Origin of the sequence: Bacillus sp. ISL-4 (assembly GCF_018613275.1) — a bacterium.
GTDB lineage: Bacteria > Bacillota > Bacilli > Bacillales > DSM-1321 > Peribacillus > Peribacillus simplex_E.
The window spans coordinates 32,602-49,500 of the sequence record NZ_JAGGQN010000034.1 but is presented as its reverse complement, the minus strand read 5'-3'; the positions used below and the strand labels follow the sequence as shown (position 1 = coordinate 49,500).

The 16,899-nt window shown below is 40.1% G+C and carries 10 protein-coding genes, 1 pseudogene and 1 riboswitch; of the genes and pseudogenes, 10 read left to right on the top strand and 1 reads right to left on the bottom strand.

The window, feature by feature from the left end; translation table 11 throughout:
- Positions 1-68: 68 nt before the first annotated feature.
- From J7J00_RS19480 to J7J00_RS19440, 9 genes are all read left to right on the top strand, one after another.
- Complete coding sequence (locus J7J00_RS19480; protein WP_396020589.1) at positions 69-1,856, top strand: adenine deaminase C-terminal domain-containing protein; 1,788 nt, start codon at positions 69-71, stop codon at positions 1,854-1,856.
- A gap of 2,171 nt (positions 1,857-4,027) precedes the next feature.
- Positions 4,028-4,106: riboswitch (ZMP/ZTP riboswitch) on the top strand.
- A gap of 56 nt (positions 4,107-4,162) precedes the next feature.
- Positions 4,163-5,755 carry a glutamate/serine transporter AimA gene (locus J7J00_RS19475; protein ID WP_214793733.1) on the top strand — a complete coding sequence of 531 codons (1,593 nt, stop codon included), beginning with the start codon at positions 4,163-4,165 and terminating at the stop codon, positions 5,753-5,755.
- A 901-nt stretch (positions 5,756-6,656) separates the two neighbouring features.
- Positions 6,657-8,255, top strand: coding sequence for a long-chain-fatty-acid--CoA ligase (locus tag J7J00_RS19470; protein WP_309487210.1), 1,599 nt, complete (start codon positions 6,657-6,659; stop codon positions 8,253-8,255).
- An 85-nt stretch (positions 8,256-8,340) separates the two neighbouring features.
- Positions 8,341-9,618 carry an MFS transporter gene (locus J7J00_RS19465; protein ID WP_214793730.1) on the top strand — a complete coding sequence of 426 codons (1,278 nt, stop codon included), beginning with the start codon at positions 8,341-8,343 and terminating at the stop codon, positions 9,616-9,618.
- 93 nt (positions 9,619-9,711) lie between these two features.
- The gene (locus J7J00_RS19460; RefSeq protein ID WP_214793727.1) at positions 9,712-10,884 is read left to right on the top strand and encodes a thiolase family protein; all 1,173 of its coding nucleotides are present in this window, start codon (positions 9,712-9,714) and stop codon (positions 10,882-10,884) included.
- A 137-nt stretch (positions 10,885-11,021) separates the two neighbouring features.
- Entirely contained in the window at positions 11,022-12,170 is a 1,149-nt protein-coding gene (locus J7J00_RS19455) for an acyl-CoA dehydrogenase family protein (RefSeq protein WP_214793724.1), read from the top strand.
- Between the two features lie 70 nt (positions 12,171-12,240).
- A complete protein-coding gene (locus J7J00_RS19450) occupies positions 12,241-13,425 on the top strand; it encodes a thiolase family protein (protein WP_214793721.1) in 1,185 nt (394 codons plus the stop codon).
- Positions 13,426-13,511: 86 nt separating this feature from the next.
- On the top strand, positions 13,512-13,916 hold the full coding sequence (locus J7J00_RS19445) for a PaaI family thioesterase (RefSeq protein WP_214793718.1): 405 nt from the start codon (positions 13,512-13,514) through the stop codon (positions 13,914-13,916).
- A gap of 66 nt (positions 13,917-13,982) precedes the next feature.
- Entirely contained in the window at positions 13,983-15,581 is a 1,599-nt protein-coding gene (locus tag J7J00_RS19440) for a long-chain-fatty-acid--CoA ligase (protein WP_214793715.1), read from the top strand.
- Between the two features lie 108 nt (positions 15,582-15,689).
- Here the strand turns inward: J7J00_RS19440 and J7J00_RS19435 are convergent, their stop codons facing one another.
- The gene (locus J7J00_RS19435) at positions 15,690-16,442 is read right to left on the bottom strand and encodes a hypothetical protein (protein ID WP_214793712.1); all 753 of its coding nucleotides are present in this window, start codon (positions 16,440-16,442) and stop codon (positions 15,690-15,692) included.
- 327 nt (positions 16,443-16,769) lie between these two features.
- Here J7J00_RS19435 and J7J00_RS28260 point away from each other — a divergent pair.
- Positions 16,770-16,859, top strand: a pseudogene (locus J7J00_RS28260) (nickel import ATP-binding protein NikD); the annotation flags it as partial.
- Between the last annotated feature and the right edge of the window lie 40 nt (positions 16,860-16,899).

Genomic DNA, 16,899 nt, shown 5'->3' with positions numbered 1-16,899 from the left:
ACAATAATGGGGATTCATCCAGCATGAAAAAATGTTCAATTGTCATTTGAATGATGGGGGCGAGAAAAGTGAATGCAAGAGCATACCGGAATGAATTGGTCGAAGTGGCACAAGGAAAAAGACCCGCTGATATGTTCATTAAAGGCGGAACGGTTATTAATGTTTATTCTGGCGAATTTCTTCAGCAAAATATTGCGCTGTATAAAGATTGCATTGCATATGTAGGGGAAAATGAAGTGAAGATAAATGAAAACACCACTGTAATAGATGCCAATGGTATGTATGTGTCTCCGGGATTCATCGAAACTCATGCGCATCCCTGGGTAATATACAATCCTATAAGTATCACCGCAAAAGTATTGCCGTTGGGGACTACCACTACAGTGAATGATAACTTATTTTTTTATTTGCACTTTGGCCACTCTGGCTTTAAAAGGCTTCTAGGGGAGTTGAAGAAACTGCCAGGAAACTTTTTTTGGTTAATAAGATTAGTTTCACAGGCTAGATATCCAGGTGAAAGGGACTGGTTCAATAAAGAGGATATTATGGACCTTCTTTCGATTGAAGAAGTACTTGGAACGGCAGAAGTGACTCGTTGGCCTTTACTATACAAAGGGGATCCGGTTTTACTCGATATTATAGATGAAGCTAAAAAAATGGGGAAAATAGCTGATGGGCATAATGCGGGGTGCTCTTATGAAAAATTAAATTCTATTGCAGCTTCAGGGATAAGTGCCTGTCATGAAGCGATAACTGCGGAAGAGGCCCTGGATCGTTTACGGTTGGGTTTATGGACAGTCCTAAGAAATAGTTCGCTTCGTCCGGACTTGTCAAAAATAATCAAGCTGATTACAGATGGACAGGTAAGTACGGGCAGGATTTTGATGACTACAGATGGTCCGCATCCATCTTTTATTGAAAAAGAAGGATTCGTAGATGGACTTGTAAGGCAGGCTGTGGAATATGGAGTCCCGGTTATGGAAGCTATTCAGATGGTCACCATCAATGCGGCTACATACCTTAAACAGGACGATTACATTGGCGGATTGGCCCCGGGTAAAAAGGCGGATATATTATTGTTGCCTGATTTGGTGCAGTTTCGTCCAGACTTAGTGATCTCAAACGGGAGAATCGTTGCAGAAAATGGAGAATTGACGATCCAGATGCCAGATTTGGATTGGGATAAGCATTTACCTGAAAATACATTTTCCTTTTCAAGAGGAATTCTGGAAAATCCTGATTTGTATCTATATCCACACACCTCTTCCGATGATTCAGTCCCTGTTATTCATTTTGTTAGTAATGTAATAACCGAACGGAAAAATTTGTTTCTCCCAGCCGAGAATGGGTATGTCGATCTTTCGGCCCAAGAGGGTCTAATGTATGCAGCTCTAATCGATAGAAAGGGGGAGTGGGTTACAAAAGGTATTTTAGAAAGGTTTGCGCTGAATTTAGATGGGATGGCCTCGACCTTTAACACAACGACAGACTTGCTCACCATCGGAAGAAATCCAGAGGCGATGGCAAAAGCTGCATCAAGAGTTCATGAACTGGGAGGAGGAATCGTAATTGTCGATGGCAATGAAATCATACTAGAACTTCCATTACAGCTTACGGGAATGATGACTTCTGATCCATCATTTGATAAGGCCGTTGAATTTAATGATAAATTATTAAAGGTGCTCCAAGCGAGAGGCTTTCCTTTTCACGACATTTTGTATACTTTATTATTCTTAACTTGCGACTTTCTTCCTGGGCTGCGTTTAAATCCCTTTGGGCTATACGATGTGAAAACTGATAGAATCTTATTTCCTTCCATATCCATGAAAAACTTTTTAAATAAAATGAACGCTTAGAAAAGAATAAATGATATAAGTATTTAATTTGCATACATTTTATTAAATAAGCGAAAGTAATATATTCAATTTATTGGATCTGCCTATGTAGGAATAGAGGATTGGTGTTTCAAAGATAAAAGGCCCTACTCTCCACAAGTGTTAGTTTTATTGGAAATGAATTTAGAAGAATTTTGGCAAGTACTAGTGATTAAGGAGCAAGATTCACAGTTACCTATCATAAATTCTGGAAGCCTCCTTTCTATGTGCACAAGAGAATCCAACTGGGGAGAATAAATAGTCACTATTGGATAATGCGAATACGGTTCATTCAGTGGCTAATGGGTTAAACTCATTATTTAAAGTTGGAATGGATATCTTTAAGTAAACAATAACCACAGAGGATGACCAGGGAACTCGTGTACATTCCTGGATACATCAGGTCAAAACAGGCTCGGATAGTTAGTAAAATCCACTAAAAAAGGTTCGAGCCTGGTTGTATTGTTTAGCATCAAGGGAGCGACAGTCTGTGAAGCACCGAGGCTGTTGGAGTCTGAATAACGGATAGGCCTCTAATGGCACCATAGTTCATCGACCTTCCTCACCGCCAAAGAATCATTACCAGGAGCTGAACGGCAGCTCCTTTTCTTAAGCGATAAACGGGGGAGTGAAAGGAAATGAAGGACTTGAGTCAATAAATTAAAGGAAGATGCCCTCTATTAAAGACGGTCTTCTTCCCATGCTCTATCATAATCTCTTATATTGTGTTTTTTTTTGGAGTTTCTTCTTGTTGACTTTGTTGATCTGCTTTCTTCATTTGTTGTTTTAATGAGTTTGTAGCTTGATTTGCTTGGGTACCTTGTGGAGAATTTTGAAATTGAGATACGGTTTGAATTAATTGAGAAACTTCTTGATGAATATTTGCAAGCTCTTGTCATAATTCAGTATCAGTAAAGCTAGGTAGTTTAGTGTCTATTTGATTTTGCTGTTGAGTGTTTTTTGTCATGATAGAAACCCTCCTTAAAGTAGATAAATCATACCCTTTTATAATGTTCTATAGCTTCTTACTGGTAATTTTCATGAGAAATCTAATGAATGTTTATTAGGGGTGCTTTACTTTAATAAGATTGCTGAGTCAGCCTTTTTCTTATGGCACTAACGGGGCAGAATAGCTCAATAAAAATGGGTAGATTAAGGGTGTTCAAGAAGGAAAAGTTAGTGGAGTAAATGAAAATAGAGAGTGTTATATAGACTAATCGTGTATAAAATATAACAAAAGAAAAAACCAGTTTTATTAGATTGAATTTTTCATCTTAATATAACACTTTGTTAAATTCAGTTTTTAACACTTACATGTTCAATCATACGCTTCATTGCCTGAATTTGCCCCATATGAGCCGCTTCATGCAATAATGTTAAACCTGCAAGTTCTCCTACAGTCGTACAACCTAGGAATGGTGTATCTAAATCTTGAAGTTATTACATGCTGAAAATGGATAAACGAACACCATTTGATGTTAAATCCGATGATGATATTTCCAGTTAAGAAGCCTCGTGCCATTTCATAAAAAGATGAGTGATGCGAGTTATTCTATTATAAGGATTTAGGGACATCATCTTGTTTAAGGAAATTTAATCTACGTTCATCACTCTAGCTATGCCGAGTGTGGTTCACATTAGTTAAGTATAATAGACACTAATTAAAGTTGAGCATAAATTGTGGACAAAACAAAGAGAGATAAAGAGAAATCTTCATCCCTCAGGTATTTTCCCCAACTTGTGCATGGCTTTTTTTGAGGAAGAAAAGAATAGATTGTAGAAAAATGCTCAATAAAGGTATGGTGTATTTCAAGTATTTTCTCTGTTAGATCATAAGATTTTAACTAACTGATTCATTACTTCTATGTAAATGTTGTTGGGATATAATTTGTAAAATATGAACGGTTTACTTTGCGCATATAAGCTCTTAAAGATTTTTAAGTATAATGTTAAAGAGAAAATGATTATATTGATGTAGCATGGGTTCTGGAAATCGAATGTTTGTTTTTTGAACCTTGATTTACCTAATTTTTTCAAATTAAAGTTAATATTGATAGGGAATTACGAAAAATAAATAAGATTATATATAAAATATAAATTTTTTTTTAAGTGTTGTGAAATTTAAAATAATCCTATATACTAAAAAAAACTATTTTCCTATATGTAACTGGCGCAACATGGAGTACCATGGGGGAGCATATAGAGTATAAGCCGCGCGCCTGGGCAAACACTTGATTTATAAATAGATCGAGTGTTTTTTATTTTCCTAGGAAGAGGTGTAGGTAGAGATGAGTAATATGCATAGAAAAATGGGGACTTTTGCTTTAACTATGACAGGTATTGGTTCTATTATCGGCTCTGGTTGGTTGTTCGGAGCGTGGAAAGCTGCCCAGATTGCTGGACCAGCAGCTATTTTTTCTTGGATTATCGGTATGGTTGTAATTTTATTAATTGCATTATCTTACGCAGAGCTTGGGGCAATGTTTCCTGAAGCTGGAGGAATGGTTAAGTATCCTCAATATTCGCATGGCTCTTTTATTGGATTTATAGCTGCATGGGCGAACTGGATATCTATCGCTTCGACTATTACCGTTGAGGCCATTGCTTCGGTACAATATATGAGTACGTGGCCTTGGGAATGGGCCAGATGGTCTCATTCTTTAGTTGATAACAATATCTTAACGACTAAAGGATTATTCATTGCTTCTTTACTATTATTGTTCTATTTCTTCGTCAACTATTGGACAGTTAACCTTTTTGCTAAGGCAAATTCATTTATTACTATTTTTAAATTAATTGTTCCAGGTGTAATGGCAGGATCGTTATTTTTTGCTGGTTTTCATGGTGAAAACTTTACAAGTTCTCAAGGTATCGCACCATACGGTTGGGCAAGCGTTTTAACAGCAGTAGCTACTTCTGGTATCGTGTTTGCGTTTAATGGATTTCAAAGTCCCGTTAATATGGCAGGAGAAGCGAAGTCGCCGAATAAGTCTATACCTATAGCTGTTATTGGGTCTATTCTAATTGCAGGTTTTATATACGTTATTTTACAAGTTGTGTTTATCGGTGCAGTTGATCCGTCTATGATCGTGAACGGATGGAGTCATCTGAATTTCAATTCACCTTTTGCTGATTTGGCAATTGCTCTTAGTCTTAACTGGTTAGCGATTGTATTGTATGTAGATGCGTTTGTATCACCGTCTGGTACAGGAGCCACTTATACAGCTACAACTTCGCGTATGCTTTATGGAATGCAGAAAAATGGGTACTTACCGAATATCTTTGGTACATTACATCCACTTTATGGTGTTCCTCGTCCAGCGATGTTATTAAACTTAGGTGTATGTTTTATCTTTTTATTTTTATTCCGCGGATGGGGCGTACTTGCTGAAGTGATTTCAGTTGCTACACTTATTTCGTATATCATGGGGCCAGTAGCATTGACAACATTAAGACGTACAGCCTCTCATTTTAATCGTCCATTTCACTTAAAAGGCGCTTCTATTATTGCACCTTGTGGATTTGTTTTCGCATCGCTTACTTTATACTGGGCGCGTTGGCCATTAACAGGAGAAGTCGTTTTCATCATTGCCATTGGACTACCTATTTACTTTTATTATCAAGCTAAAAATAAGTGGAATGGATTCAAAAAACAATTTTTATCAGGTGTTTGGATGCTTCTTTACTTAGGTTGTATGATTTTCATTTCTTATATTGGAAGTGAGAAGTTCGGCGGAAAAAATATTCTTACATTTGGCTGGGATATGGTGGTCATCGCGTGTCTGGCACTCTGCTTCTATTGGTGGGGAGTTAAGAGCGGGATTAAAACAGAATACATGGCTGAGGCTGAAAAAATCAACAAAGAATTTATCAATAAATAACTCTTAGTGTAGACACAGCTATATGAGTAAAAAGAAAACATGGTTACTTTATGACCATGTTTTTTTATTTATTAAAAAGTGTTCGCAAATTGGAACACCTGACAATTTTAATGAAAAATTAAACTTTTACCTCACGTTTATAGCCAACCTCGCTGAATAATGGATTGGCAGGAAGTATAAACATTTCACCTCCCAAGTCTAGTCGTATCGGATGAGAGAAAATGTCTCCGATAAACGAATAAGTGAAATTCACCAAACTCACCCCATGGATCAACATCTTCTGGTAAATCTTCCAGAAAATTTTGGTCCGCAGCCAGTGAGTCCATCGGAATTCGACAAGGCTCCGAAATGGCAAAACTGGAGCTGAAAACGCTTCTGGCTAAATATGAATTAATCCACTTAAAATTCGAAGAATTAGATACTGTTAATAGGGTTGTTTCTTATAATTAAAAATATTAAACTCAAATACTGTTCCTACTCGTGGATAAACATAACGTATTAGTTACAATAAAAAATCTTAAAAAATAAGTAATCAATTAACCCCGTTCGTAAAAGTACACTTTTACGAACGGGGGCTTTTCAATTTTATAAAACCTATGGATAAAATCAAAATCACGATTTGTGAGTAGGTATAATCTATAATATGGTAAAAGCCTAGTTTCACAATAGCTAGAAAACCAATTAGAGTTTGTTTGAAAATTCAAAAATGAATTATTGGTATTTCGATGAATCCTCTATAGATAGGCATTATAACTGAATAAAATTCATTAATGAATTGACTGGTCTTAATACTAAGCGATTTTACACAAAAATGGGACTTGGCATGCAAGTTGCATAATATCTATAAGTATAAATCAAACATGCACGATATGAAATTCGTTTATGTGCGGAGGGATAACGGGTGCGAAAAACAATAAATAAACCATGGGAGCAATGGTATGTTGAAAGAATGAAATCTATGAAGCTGCCGGAAATATCGGTCTATTCGCTGCTTGATATAACAGCAAGGAAGTTTCCACACCATACAGCCATCATTTATGAAGACCATTCAATGGATTATAAGAATCTAAAAATGCAGGTAGACAAACTTGCAGGGAAATGGAGAGAAATGGGCTTTGTTAAAGGTGAACGTATTGGTCTGATGATGGCCAACCACCCTTATTTCATAATCAGTTATTACGCCGCACAGGCACTGGGTCTGATAGTTGTACAGATTAATCCCCTGTATAAACCGCGGGAACTTTTGCAAATTTTAATAGACTCAGATACCAAGAATATTGTATTTGACCAAACGGCCGCAAATACAATCGAAGAAACGAAAGCGATATATGAATTTGGTGTTTGCATTAATACGGAAAATGATCAAAATGGCCCCTGTTCACTTCATACGATGATTCAAACCGGAGATGCCATCAAGAAGCCCGAAATGATAAACCCGTATGAAGATACTGCAGTCATCCAATATACTGGCGGCACAACTGGGAAGATGAAGGGTGTCATGCTTACTCACTATAATTTAACCTCCAATGTCGTGCAGAGTTTTGAAATGTATGGGGATTCCCTGAAACCTGGTGAAGAAATCGTTTTGGCAGCTACGCCTCTTTACCATGTTTATGCCATGACAAGTGCAATGAATCTAGGTATCTATATTGGAGCTGCCATTCTCTTATTTCCTAAATTCGAACTTCAAGATGTACTTGTAAAAATAAAAAAGTACCGACCGACTTTCTTTCCAGGAGTTCCAAAGATGTATAATGCTTTCGTCAATCATCCTGGAATTGAAAACTATGGACTGAATTGTTTAAAGAGTTGTTCTTGTGGATCGGCGCCCCTGCCGGTTGAAGTAATCAAGCGATTTGAGGAGCTGACAGGTGCCAAAATCGGAGAGGGTTTCGGTTTGTCGGAAGCTTCTCCTTCCACTCATCGTAATCCGCCATTTGGAAAAAGGAAAATCGGAAGCATTGGCATTCCTTTTCCAGGCACGGACTGTATGATTATTGACGATGAAAACAATGAAGTGCCTAACACATGCGTCGGGGAGTTGCTCATAAAAGGCCCGCAAATCATGAAGGGTTATTGGAATAACGAAGCCGAAACCAAAAAGGCCTTACAGAATGGCTGGCTATATACTGGCGATCTTGCGGTGATGGATGATGAAGGATATTTCTATATAGTCGGCAGGAAAAAAGAAATGATCATCGTCGGCGGATTCAATATTTATCCGCAGGAGGTAGAAGGTGTTCTATATGAACATCCGGCAATAAAAGAGGCAGCTGTGGTGGGCATCCCCCATAAAGAAAAAGGGGAAATTGTGAAAGCATTCATCGTACCTAAAGAAAGCGCTTCCGTGGATCTTGAAGAAATAGAAGGATATTGTTATTCCCAATTGACTCCTTATAAAGTACCAAAAGTATTTGAATTGAGAAAAGAACTTCCGCGGAATACAGTGGGTAAACTATTAAAAAGATTGTTAGTTAAAGAGGAATTGGAAAAGGATTGAAAGAGGGGAATGTGGTTTCATTTATGAAACCTAAGTTGGATGATATATCAGTGTGTGAACAAATTAAAGAAAAGGAGGGAATTTTATGCGTTGGGTTGTTCTCATTCTATTATTCTTTGGAGCCGTCATCAATTTTGCAGATAAATCGATCGTGGGTCTCGCAGCTGTTCCAATCATGAAGGAATTCAATCTTACCTATGCGGAGTGGGGTCTTGTTGGAAGCAGTTATTATTGGCTCTACCCAGTAACAGGGATTTTTGGGGCAGCATGGGCTGATCGGCTGGGGGCTAAAAAAGTGCTTGGGTTCATCATGCTGACATGGACTGTTTTGCAATTCGGCGTTTTAGCCATCACCGCTCTGCCATTATTGATTCTTTACAGAATTTTACTGGGCGCATTCGAAGGACCTTATAGCCCAATCGCTTACAGTCATGCCGATAAGTGGTTTCCGCCGAAACTGAAAGGCTTTGCCAATTCGGTAGTGGTTGGCGGAGGAACCGTTGGTGCGATGATCGTGGCACCGATCCTCGTTTCTCTAATAACGATATTCGGCTGGAAGGTTGCCTTTGCCACCCTTGGTGGAGCAAGCCTTGTTTGGTTCTTTCTCTTTCAATTTTTAACAAAGGAAAATCCAGTTGAAGTATATGAAAACGTACAAAAGAAAAAGAAAGTGAAACTAGAAAAAATTAAAGTGAAAGACTTTTTGTTGCTACTCGCATCACCTACTGCTTTGTTTACTACACTTGCATATTTTTCAACGTATATTTTAGTTGTTTGGTTTTCTGTTTGGCTCCCGATTTATTTAGTGGAAGCCGTAAAAATGACACCAGGTCAAATGGGAACCAGCGTCGCGATAATCGGAGTCGTTTCCGTATGTATTTATATGGGTGTTTCGATGGTGTCTGATCATTTATTCAAGAAGAATCAGAATTGGCGGTCATCGAGGGTATTTGTCGTCGCGGGCGCCATGATTCTTGGTGCATTGTTCTTTTCCTCGATCATGGTATTTCAAAATCCAATCTGGGTGATAGTCGCCATGTGTTTAGCAAAGGGCCTTTCATATGCAATTTTACCGATCGGACCAACGATCATGATCAATGAAATGCAAGAGCGGGGGGGATTGATGACAAGCATCCTAACATCATCAGGAAATATAGCAGGCATTATTGCACCTCTATTAACTGGCTATATCATAAGTTTAGCAGGAGGAAATGAATTATTGGGATATAACTTATCGATATTGTTCATGGCCATCCTTGTCCTGGCTTTTGGCATCCTGTTTGCGATATTCGTTAAACCAGCCAAATCAAAAGGGAAACATAAAAATAAAAGTTCGGATAACTTTGATCTTAAGTCCTCATAAGCAAGGGGACAACTAGCTTACATTCAATGAAACTAGTGAAATGAAGGAATGCCATCAACTGGGTGTGAAAAAAGGAAAAGGAGCGGATGGGAAATGAATAGAGATGCCGTCATAGTTTCTGCAGTTCGAACAGCAATTGGAAAACAGGGAGGTGCACTTGCATCGGTTCCTGCCCACGCATTTGGAGCAGAAGTGATGAAAGAAGCCATAAAACGAGCGAATGTCGAACCCCTAATGATAGATGATGTAATCATGGGGAATGTGTTAAGCGGGGGTGGAAACATTGCCAGGTTAACAGCGCTGGAAACAGGCCTCTCGATTCATCTTCCCGGACTGACTGTCGACCGTCAATGCGGCTCGGGAATAAACGCTGTCAACTTGGCTGCACAAGCGATCCGGGCAGGCGAAGGCGATGTCTACATCGCCGGTGGGGTCGAGAGCATGAGCAGGGCACCATACTTGATGGATCGCCCGGAAAAAGCATACAGTGCAAAGCCACCGCAGTTCAGAAAATCCCGGTTGTCCCCAAAAGAGATTGGCGATCCCCCGATGGGAATCACGGCTGAAAATTTAGCGGAAAAATATGAGGTCAGCAGGGAAGAACAAGATGAATTCGCACTACAAAGCCAAAAAAAGATGGCCAAAGCCGTGGAAGAGGGCCGTTTCACTGAGCAAATTGCACCTATTCACATTCCTGTCAGAAAAGGCGACGATATTGAATTTAAATTGGATGAACATCCACGTCCGCAAATAACGAAAGAAGGGCTAGCCAAATTATCACCTGCGTTTTTAGAAGGCGGTTCCGTGACTGCAGGCAATAGTTCGGGATTGAATGATGCCGCATCGGCCCTTGTCATAATGTCGAGGGAAAAAGCGGTGAAATTGGGGATTAAGCCTTTGGCGACGATCAGGGCACAGGCCGTTGCAGGGGTAGATCCAAATTATATGGGAATAGGACCTGTTCCCGCTATAAGAAAGGTAATGGAGAAATCAGGGCTTTCCTTAAATGAAATGGACATCATTGAAATTAATGAAGCCTTCGCCGCTCAAGTTATTGCTTGTAATAGGGAGCTTGATATGAATCCCGCAAGAGTGAATGTGAACGGGGGAGCCATTGCACATGGACATCCACTAGGTGCGACGGGTGCCATCCTCATTACGAAAGCGGTTTATGAATTGAAGCGTTCTGCCGGAAGATTTGCTCTTATTACTGCTTGCATTGGAGGCGGGCAGGGAATTGCAACGATAATTGAACGTGAAGCCTGATTTTGTAAGAGTGAGGACTCTAATTTACCAGAACACAATGAATTCCATTGAATGATTAGATGATAACGGCCCTATATGCCCTATGAACAAAACTTATAAATGGCTACTCGTGAACAAACCTAAGGAGGAATAAACTGATGACAATCACTTTAACCAAGGAAATCCAGCAAATGAAGGAAATGATCCGTAATTTTGTTGAAAGGGAAGTGGAGCCGTACGCTATACAAATTGAAGAAGAAGATGCCATCCCGGAGCATTTGGTGGAAAAAGCAAAAGACCTTGGCTTATTCGGGATAAGCATTCCCGAACAATACGGTGGAATTGGCTTGAATGCTGTTGGAAAGGCTACCGTATTAGAGCAGTTAGGAAGGACCCATAATGGATTTGTTTCATTAATAAGCGCCCACACGGGGATTGGCAGTACAGGTCTGGTTAAGCTTGCATCCGAACATTTGAAAAATAAATATTTGCCTGAAATGGCAGCAGGCACGAAAATTGGCGCCTTTGCTTTATCTGAACCAGGAGCGGGATCTGATGCAACCAATTTGGCAACAAGTGCAGAAAAGAAGGGTGATTACTGGGTGATGAATGGAACGAAACATTTCATCACGAATGGGCCGATAGCTGATGTTTATACCGTATTTGCAATAACGGATAAAGATAAAGGAGCAAAGGGAGGGATTACAGCTTTTTTAGTAGAAAGAGATTTTCCCGGTTTAATTGTCGGCAAAAAGGACAAAAAAATGGGGTTAAGGGGATCATATACCTCACAGGTCATTTTCGAGGATTGTATCATACCTGAAGAAAATGTTATCGGCGAAGTTGGAATGGGATATATCTCTGCCCTGAAAATTTTAGGTGAAGGGCGTGTAGGTTTGGCTGCAAGATCAGTGGGATCAAGTGGTAAATTAATTGAATTATCAGCCAAATATGCAAAAGAGCGCATTCAATTCGGCAAACCAATTGCGGACAACCAAGCGATTCAATGGATGCTTGCTGATATGGCAACCGAAACGGAAGCCGCAAGAGCATTAACGATGATGGCGGCACAAAAGATTGATGAAGGAAAAAAAGTGATCAAGGAAGCATCAATGGCAAAGCTGTTCGCTTCAGACGTTTTTAATCGGGTCGCGGATAAAGCGGTCCAGATTCATGGCGGAATGGGATATATGGCTGAATATCCAGTTGAACGTTTTTATCGGGATGCCCGCATAACGAAAATCTATGAAGGAACGAATGAGATCCAACGTTTAATCATAGCAAGGAATGTCTTGGAAGAGTGTTAATTTCTTACTGTTTTATTCGGGCAGGTAGTCTTTTGCCTTTGAATCTGGAATTTCAAGGGGGAGGAACGAAATGGGAGAAGATATCGTAATCGTTAGTGCTGTTCGAACACCGATTGGAAGGTACGGTGGAGCATTTAAAGAGATTAGTTCCGGTCATTTGGCGAGCATAGCCATCAAAGAAGCGATCAAGCGAGCGAATATTGTAGCAGAACAAGTGGATGAAGTCATTTTCGGGGAAGTTAGGCAAACGACCGAATCCTCGAATGTCGCGAGAGTGGCAGCTCTGCGCTCAGGGATTCCCGATTCTGCACCGGCTTTTACCGTAAACCGTTTATGTGCATCTGGAATGCAGGCCATCACCTCAGCAGCACAGCAGATAAGCTCAGGTCAAGCAAATATAGTCGTTGCCGGCGGTACGGAAAGCATGAGCCGCGCACCGCTTTATTTAAGAAGTGCCCGTTTTGGGGGAGACAGGACCAAGCTAGTGGATTCTAATACTGAAGCTGGACAGCAGCCTCAAGAAATTTACGGAAAAAGTTTGGGAATGGGAATCACCGCTGAAAATGTCGCAGAACGATACAGCATTTCCAGGGAAGAGCAAGATGTCTTTTCAGTGGAAAGTCAACGAAGAGCGGCGCAAGCGATAGAAGAAGGAAAGTTCAAAGATGAGATCGTTCCTGTTCAGGTCTCTGACAGGAAGAGTACGGTTACCATTGAAACGGATGAATATCCACGTCCGGAAACCACAATGGAAAAACTTGCAAGCTTAAAACCGGCATTCAGGGAAAACGGAACCGTCACTGCAGGGAATGCTTGTGGCCGTAATGACGGGGCTGCTGCATTGGTATTAATGAAAGCTAGTGAAGCGAAACGGTTACAAATACAACCACTCGCAAAGATTGTCGATTGGGCGACTGCGGGAGTTTCGCCTGAAGTGATGGGAATTGGTCCAGTACCAGCCGTCGGAAAACTTATGGAGCGCACCGGGAAAAAAGTAGAGGACATTGGGCTTTTCGAATTAAATGAGGCGTTCGCTTCACAAGCATTGGCAGTAATCAGGGATTTATCGCTAGATGAAAACAAAGTTAATGTAAATGGGGGAGCGATCGCTCTTGGACACCCAGTCGGATCGACGGGCGCACGGATCGTGACAACGCTAATATATGAACTGATTCGCAGGAAAGAAAGATATGGTGTTGCTACACTTTGTGTTGGCGGCGGACAGGGAATGGCTATCATGATTGAAGCCGTATAGGCCAACGATTAAGGAGTGGAAACCCCATACGTTTCTGCTCCTTTCCGTATATAAATTGAATCGTGCCAAAGTGAGGGGGAGGAAGATTGCCTGTTGAAGTGGAAGATATTCGGAATCAATTCGAAAGTAGTGCATTCTTTTCACATATAGGTTTTGAAATCATTCGGTTTGAAGAGGGGAATGTTACTATAAAGTTGAACATAGAAGAACATTTGCTTAATGTTAATGGAACACTGCACGGGGGCATTCATGCTACCATGCTGGATACCATTCTAGGAATGGTGACTCGTTCCGTTACCAAATCCAAAGTCGTGACGACAAGCTTAACAGTACATTATTTAGCCAGCATATCGAGTGGGGAACTATTTGCCGAAGCAAAAGTCCTTCAAAAAGGATACAAAATTGCCTTTACTGAAGGAGAAATAAAAGATTCTGAAGGCAACACAATTGCAAAGGGCACAGGAATTTTTAAAATCATTCGTGATAAATGAGGCAAGGATGATCAAGTTGGCTGATTATGCTCCATATTAATAGAAAAGAATGAGGTGTGAAAAAAATTGACTAGAACTTGGCATGGATTTTATCCGAAAGAAACTCCTGCTGAAATTGACATTCCAGTATTGTCATTATATGGACTCCTTGAACGTTCAGCCCGACTTTACCCAACCTGCAAAGCCGTAATAGACGGGGATCGGGAAATGACATATATGGAATTAAAGGATGCCTCAGATCGTTTTGCTGTGAATTTAGACAACCGTGGATTTCAAAAAGACGATCGTATAGCAATCATGCTGCCAAATTGTCTAGAATATATCATTGCCTATTATGCCATTCATCGTTTGGGAGGTGTGGTCGTTCAAGTGAACCCGCTGTATCAATCGAGTGAATTGGATTATATATTACAGGATTCCGAAGCCAATTGGTTCATTGGGCGTGAGGAACAACGGGAAAAATTAGTGCTAACAAGTTTTTCTGATAGGTTAATGTTCATATCATCCGACCAATTAATGGAAACAGGAACGGATTTTTTAAGGAAAGATAAGGAACTTCCTGCTCTGGCCATCGATCCGAAGGAAGCTGTGGCTGTACTTCAATATACAGGGGGGACTACAGGGAAATCAAAAGGGGTCATGCTCACGCATTTTAATTTGATCTCGAATGTTTATCAAGACTTTGCCTTTACGGCAAATGCCCTTCAACTTCAAAGGCCTGGGGAACGGATGCTTGGATTGACCCCATTATTCCATGTGTTTGGTAATGGACGATTGAATAGTGCCATATATGCCGGATCGACTTTTATCACATTAGAGAAATTTGAAATAAACAAGGTGGTGGATTTGATTCGAACACATCGGCCAACCATTTTTCCAGGTGTCCCGACCATGTATATTGCTTTACTGAATCACCCGGATTTAACGGCGGACGATTTAAGCTGCTTTAAGTACTGCAGTTGTGGTTCAGCCCCGCTCCCGATAGAAATCATTCATCAGTTCGAAAAAAAATTACGGGTTACAATATTGGAAGGGTTTGGAATGTCGGAAACTTCACCCACTACCCACCGCAATCCAGTCAGAGGACAGAAAAAACCAGGAAGTATCGGAATCCCATACCCAAATACTGACGCTAAAATCGTCGACCTAAAAACAGGCATTGATGAATTGCCAGCAGGTGAAAGAGGCGAACTGATCATTAAAGGTCCGCAAGTAATGAAGGGATATTGGAAGAATTCAAAGGAAACGGCAACGGCTTTGCGGGATGGATGGCTTTACACTGGGGATATCGCGACGATGGATGAAGACGGATATTTTTATATCGTAGGCAGGAAGAAAGATATGATCATTGCAAGCGGTTATAATGTTTATCCAATCGAAGTTGAAGATATTATTTATCAGCATCCAGCCGTAAAAGAGACATGTGTATATGGGGTTCCGGATTCATACCGTGGGGAAACGGTAAAAGCGGCCATTGTCTTAAAGAAAGGAAAGTCAGTCCCGGAGCAGGAAATCAGGGAGTTTTGCGTGCAACGATTGGCCAGATACAAAGTGCCGCGAAGTATTGAGTTCAGGGAACAACTGCCAAAATCAGCTGTAGGGAAAATTTTGCGCAGAATATTAATGGAAGAAGTAACACAGAACCCTACTTTCGGGGAGAGATAAGCAGTTCATTTATCGTTAGGGAACTCATATGAAACCCTAAATAAGTGAAACCTTTTTTCGAGGTTCCCCTTATTTAGGGTTTTTATCATATTTTTATAGACTATAAAACTACTTTCCTTTTAGCGGCATTTCAAATGAAGTCCCCTCCACCAATAATTCATGAGACGCACCATCCGCTATATCATCGGTAGTGAATGAAAAGGAATCGAGCTTTTTAAAGTTATCCTCGGGATCAACCAATAAGCCAATTGTGCCTTTTCTTGTTTCTCCTGGTTGGTAATCTGATCGGCTTACTTTTTTTGTCCCTATAAAAGTATCTCCGGAATGGATGAAAGTTTTAGAAGGCACATCATATGTAAGATCATCATTGAAAGTAACATTTTCCATGCTGAAGAACTGAAGTTCCTTCGAATCTTTATTTTCCACGGAATATGTTATCTCTAGATAGGAAACCTCTTCATCAATATCCGTTTTAGACAACGCAGCCTGTTGATCGATTTCCTCCATGGATAAATTCTCTTTATAATATATCGAATAGGCCTCTTCAAAACTCAATCCCGTATAGGACTTGAGCTCCTCCTTTACTTCATCTGTTAGTGTAGACAATTGTATCCTACGGATATCCTTGATTGTAATGACCATGGGTGCCAATTCAAATGACTCATTAATGGACTTCGTTTCTAGCAATTTGAAGGTTCCCCAATTTTTTTGGCGAACCTTATCGCCGACTTTTTTTAGATGGGTCCCGCCATATTCCTGCACCTCAGGAATTTTGGACTCCTTGGCTTCCGCTTTTTTCCCTTTTTCATTTTTATCGCTCCCGAAATAATTGAAGGCAATTACACTTAAACAAATAAGCAATAATCCAACAATTGCTGAAAGGATCCATCTTTTACGGATACTTCATCACTCCTTGTCTTAAACCAATGATGTCATAAACTATAATATACCATTTTTTCTCAAATGGCGGGATTGGGTAACTGAAGAAAATTAAAAGGCATGAGCCCGGTAGATTTCAGGGTTCATGCCCTCAAGGCTGTGCTTATTTAAATAAAGTGTCTAACTTTTTGGGTTCACTGGGACGAGGTTACATATCGTATGCCAGCTACCATTCAGTTAACTTTAGGTCCCCCCTTGTAAAGAACATTAATTTTGAACTTAAACAAAGGAAGGTACTACCTCATTGATAAAAAACAAGCAAAGGAGCTTGCCGTCGAAACGATGCAAAATGTCAACCTACCAAATCCCGCGAAACTATTAAAAAGCTATCCTTTTCAATAGTATGAACATAAAAGCTGATGATGAATTGGACAAATAA

Bases quoted from the DNA above. Each gene is read 5' to 3' on its own strand.
- J7J00_RS19475 (WP_214793733.1), top strand. From the start codon at position 4,163: ATGAGTAATATGCATAGAAAAATGGGGACTTTTGCTTTAACTATGACA.
- J7J00_RS19465 (WP_214793730.1), top strand. From the start codon at position 8,341: ATGCGTTGGGTTGTTCTCATTCTATTATTCTTTGGAGCCGTCATCAAT.
- J7J00_RS19460 (WP_214793727.1), top strand. From the start codon at position 9,712: ATGAATAGAGATGCCGTCATAGTTTCTGCAGTTCGAACAGCAATTGGA.
- J7J00_RS19455 (WP_214793724.1), top strand. From the start codon at position 11,022: ATGACAATCACTTTAACCAAGGAAATCCAGCAAATGAAGGAAATGATC.
- J7J00_RS19450 (WP_214793721.1), top strand. From the start codon at position 12,241: ATGGGAGAAGATATCGTAATCGTTAGTGCTGTTCGAACACCGATTGGA.